Source organism: Rhizobacter sp. P3_B12 (assembly GCF_056402895.1).
The window spans coordinates 1-4,036 of the sequence record NZ_JBFUGN010000564.1 but is presented as its reverse complement, the minus strand read 5'-3'; the positions used below and the strand labels follow the sequence as shown (position 1 = coordinate 4,036).

General features: G+C 67.4%; 5 protein-coding genes. All 5 read right to left on the bottom strand.

Annotated features, from left to right (window positions below; all coding sequences use genetic code 11):
• Nucleotides 1–71: 71 nt before the first annotated feature.
• On the bottom strand, nt 72–869 hold the full coding sequence (locus tag AC1D01_RS23710) for a hypothetical protein (protein WP_477870692.1): 798 nt from the start codon (nt 867–869) through the stop codon (nt 72–74).
• Nucleotides 870–897: 28 nt separating this feature from the next.
• On the bottom strand, nt 898–2,274 hold the full coding sequence (locus tag AC1D01_RS23705) for a replicative DNA helicase (protein WP_477870690.1): 1,377 nt from the start codon (nt 2,272–2,274) through the stop codon (nt 898–900).
• Entirely contained in the window at nt 2,271–3,335 is a 1,065-nt protein-coding gene (locus AC1D01_RS23700) for a helix-turn-helix domain-containing protein (RefSeq protein WP_477870694.1), read from the bottom strand. Before AC1D01_RS23700 ends, AC1D01_RS23705 begins: the two co-directional genes overlap by 4 nt.
• A 110-nt stretch (nt 3,336–3,445) precedes the next feature.
• Nucleotides 3,446–3,739, bottom strand: a complete 294-nt coding sequence (locus tag AC1D01_RS23695) for a hypothetical protein (protein WP_477870688.1) — start codon at nt 3,737–3,739, stop codon at nt 3,446–3,448.
• On the bottom strand, nt 3,739–4,036 hold a 298-nt coding region (locus AC1D01_RS23690), incomplete at its 5' end, for a phage regulatory CII family protein (protein ID WP_477870686.1). The genes AC1D01_RS23695 and AC1D01_RS23690, both read right to left, overlap by 1 nt.

Genomic DNA, 4,036 nt, shown 5'->3' with positions numbered 1-4,036 from the left:
CCTCTCCCGGGAGGACCCGATGAGGGGGGTGGGGGGTGGGGTCGAGGCCTTGGCCGACSGARGTGCGAACGTCATGCGCCCTGCCCTCCCGWYGCSAGCCCGAGCTTCGCGAGCTGCTTSTGCATGCGCTGCTCGTAGTGCGACTTGAAGCGCGCATCGATCACGCGCTGTGCCGTGCCAACGAAGTCGAAGCGCCGGCCGTACCGCGTGCCGTTGACGAACAACAGCACGGGCTTCACTGCGCTGCCCGCGCTGAAGCGGTACCGTGCCCACACGCCGCGCCGCAGGTGCTGCATCTTGTCGCCGTGCTTCCACGAGCCACGCCCTTGCCGTGACTCGCCGCCGTGCGCAACGAAGTACTCGACCTTGCTGCGCTTCGCCTTCGAGCGCTTGCTGTTCGTGTCGTTGGCGTCCGAGCCCGCGAGGTTGAAGGCCTGCAGCTGACTCAGGATCTGCACGATCTGCCCTCGCCCCATGTTGCCGTAGGCATCGAGCTTGGCCGCCGCGCCCGGCACCGCCCGTTCGTTCTTGCGCATCAGCCCGGCCTGCACGAGGATCTCCTCGAAGCGCTTCAGCGGCCGGTTGCCACCCTCGATCTGCGGCAGCAGGTAGTGCGCCCGCGATGTGCCGTCCTTCAGCCACACCATCGCCTGCAGCTCGGTGCGGCTGGCGAAGGTCGTGCGCAGCGCCCGCAGCGTGAAGCCCGTCGGGTTGTCGAAGCTCGCGCGAATCTCCGCCACCTGTGCATCGCGCACCTCGCGCGTGGTGTCGTTGATGGCCTGCGCCATCACGTTCGGGTGCTCCTGCTGCAGCTCGCCGAACGCCTTCGCGATCTGCGCCGCATCGAAGCGGATGTTCATCTTCAGCATCTGGTTCCTCCCTGGGTCTGGTCGCGATTCAGTTCAGCCCGCCGCCGCGCTGCTTGCTCAGCGCCTTCATGGGCGGAGGTCCTTCCCAGTCCGAGAAGCGCTGGAAGGCGCCGTCGAAGGTGAAGTTCAGCGTGTCGGTCGGACCGTTCTTGTGCTTCACGACCAGCAGCTCTGCGTGGAACTTGTTGGCCTCGGTCGGAGCGCGTCGGTGCTCGCGGTGCAGTAGCCCGATCAGATCGGCCGCGCCCTCGATGTCGCCGCTGTCGCGCAGATCACTCATCTGCGGCATGCCGCTGGAGCGCTTCTCGGAGTCGCGGTTCAGCTGCGACAGCAAGATGACCCAGACGCCGAATTCCTTGGCCGCGCGCTTCAGGCCGTTGGCGATCTTCCCCAGCTCCTGGTTCCGGTTGTCACCGTCACCCTCCATCAGCTGCAGGTAGTCGATGATCACGAGGTCGAGCTTCTTGTGCCTGCGCTTGACCTGTTGGATCTTGCGGCGTACGTCCATGATGCTGAGCGCTGCCTGGTCGTCCATCGCGATGTGCAGCTTCCCGAGTGCATCGATGCCCTCGCTGACGCCCTCCCACATGCTCTCGGGAGCCTTGCGCGGGTTGCGCAGGTCCGCGAGGTTCACGCGCCCTGCAGCAGCGACCTGACGCGCCGTCAGTGAGTTCAGGCTGTCTTCCTGCGTCAGCATGAGCACCTGGTGCTTGCGGCCGACGTTGCGGCTGAGCGTCAGGCATATGGCCGTCTTCCCCATGCTCGGCCTGGCGCCGATGACCCACAGCTCGCCCGGCCGGCCGCCGCCCGCGGTGCAGTGGTCCAGGTCCTTCAATCCGGTCTGGATGGTGGTTTCCTTGCCGTCGTAGCGCTGCTGCAGGTCGTCGAGGTAGCTCACGACCAGCTCGCTGATGTCGCGCGGCTCGTTGCGCTCCGCGATGGCGTTGAGCGCCATCAGCTTCGTGATCATCTGGTCGATGACCTGGTCGACCGGTTGCGGCTTGCCGTCGGCACCGTGCGCACCGCGCATGATCTCGTCGGCCACTGCTGACCCGAGGCGCATCACCTCGCGTTCCCGCCACCGCTCGACGATCAGCTCGGCGTGCCTCGCCGCGGCCCGGCTGTTCGTCACCGACTGCAGCAGTTGGTTCAGGTACACCATGCTGTAGCCGCCGCGGTCGTGGACGGTGACCAGGTCAGCGAGCTTGCCTGCGGTGAGGATTTCGCTGATGGTCCCGTAGATCGCGCGGTGCTCGGCCTGGTAGAAGTGCTCGGGCTTCAGGATCGTGGCGACGATCTCGAAGGCCTGGTTGTCGAACAGCAGGGACCCGAGCACGCTGTGCTCKGCYTCCTCGCTGTGCGGGGCGCTGTGGGGCASRTYGAMSGCTTCRGGACGMCGGCTCATGCGSMCTCCCCTTGCYGCGCCAGCATCACGGCTTCRGCCTGCCGGCCSTGGGTYGTCAGGTAGGCCTCATCGCCGCCYGGCGGGATCTGCCACAGGCGGAACCAGTTGCCCTGCACGCTCTGSARGAACGTCTTGCGCCAGTCGCGCTGCCGCTTGYCCTGSTCCATGCGSCGSGCCTTGAACTCGTGCCAGTGCAGYTGCAGGATGTCCTGCCCGATGCGGGCYTGCTCGCAGTAGGTGAAGACCGGGTCGTCCTCRGGGATCACCKGCTCGCCYTTGGCGCGGCAGTCGGCRATGAAGTCSYGAAGGCTCACGAGCGGCCTGCAGTCCTCSGYGTCGTCTTCCGTCAAGACCGCATTGCGYTTGCGGCTGGYSCGATCCGCTGCCGKSYCWTCGCTGGCCCGAACGTCGGCATCGCCATGGGGCTTTGCCTGAACCCTTGAGCGACGCCCTTCAGCCCCAGAAGGGGGTTGGGGGTATCTTGTATTCAAAGGTTCATTGACGGTTAGGGGGCACGTGGTGCCGGTCTGACCGGCATCTGGTGCCGGTATGCGGCACGTGGTGCCGGTCACCGCATGCGGCATCTCGTGCCGCTCACCGGCATCTGGTGCCGCTTGGCGGCACGTCGTGCCGGTCTGGGAACCCAAGTTCGAGTGATGGTGGGCGGCACCTCGTGCCGGGTCGCGCAGGCTCGGTTGAGCAGATCCRTGGACCGCGCCCACGGACCGCAGCAGTGCCTCGAAGGCGCCCGCGGTGGGCGCGAAGGCGTCCTCGGCTGCTGCCGTTGCTGCCGCCTCAGCTCGCTCCTGCGCGCGGACCTGCACCTGCGCCTCGCAGATCGCCTGGATGCGCTGCAGCGCCAGCGTGTAGACGTTGGAGCGCTTGCGGCCGAGCCCGACCGCCAGCAGCCCCTGTTCCTCGAGCCAGCGCACGGCCTTGCGCACCGCGCGCTCGCCGAAGCACGTGCGCACGCAGATCGTGGCAATCGAGGGCCAGCAACTGCCCTGGTCGTTGGCCTGGTCGGCCAAGCTGATCAGCACCGCCTTCTGGGTCGGCGGCATGCGGATGGGCCAGCACAGGGCCATCACTGCGGTACTCATGGGGCAACACCCTTCCCTTGCAGCCGCTCGGGCCGCAATGCGTTTTGTCGGTTCATGTGGAGTTGCGGGCGTCAGGCCCGCAGGTTGGAGGCGTGAGGGAGGCGGCCCACGCGCTGGGCGTGGTCTCTCTGGCAGTCGGGATCGCAGTAGCGGACGGCGGGGTCGCAGCGTGAGTCGCAGTTGGCGCAGGTGCCGAGCGGCGCGCGGGACAAGTTCAGCGCCTGGGCGTCCTGTTCGGCGCGCAGGCGGTGGCGGACCAGGGCCGCCTGCAGGTACGCGGCTTCACTGACGCTGATCAGGTCGTCTTCGCCTACGCGTTCCAACGTGTCGCGGCCGTCGTGGACGGTAATCGGGCCGCCGCGCATCAGCAGACCTCCCGGAAGGTCTTGGGACGGCTGCGTTCGTTGCGCAGCCTCAGGGTGGTCAGCACCGCCTGGATGGCCGCCACCAGTTCGGTGGCCTCGGTATCGACACGGCGCAGCTCGTTGTCGGAGACGGCGCCGTCGGCCGTGACTTCACTGACCTCGCTGATCAGCTCAGCGAACTCGCGGGCCACGCGGGTCACGCTCCGGAACGTGTCGTCGTCATCGTTGTCCGAGCACGCCGGCAACGGCACCACCATGCAGTGGCACGCCATCGCGAAGGCATTGAGGATGCTGTGG

What these genes read in the sequence shown, in the direction of transcription:
- AC1D01_RS23695 (WP_477870688.1), bottom strand. Translation starts at nt 3,739, where the DNA reads ATGCGCGGCGGCCCGATTACCGTCCACGACGGCCGCGACACGTTGGAA.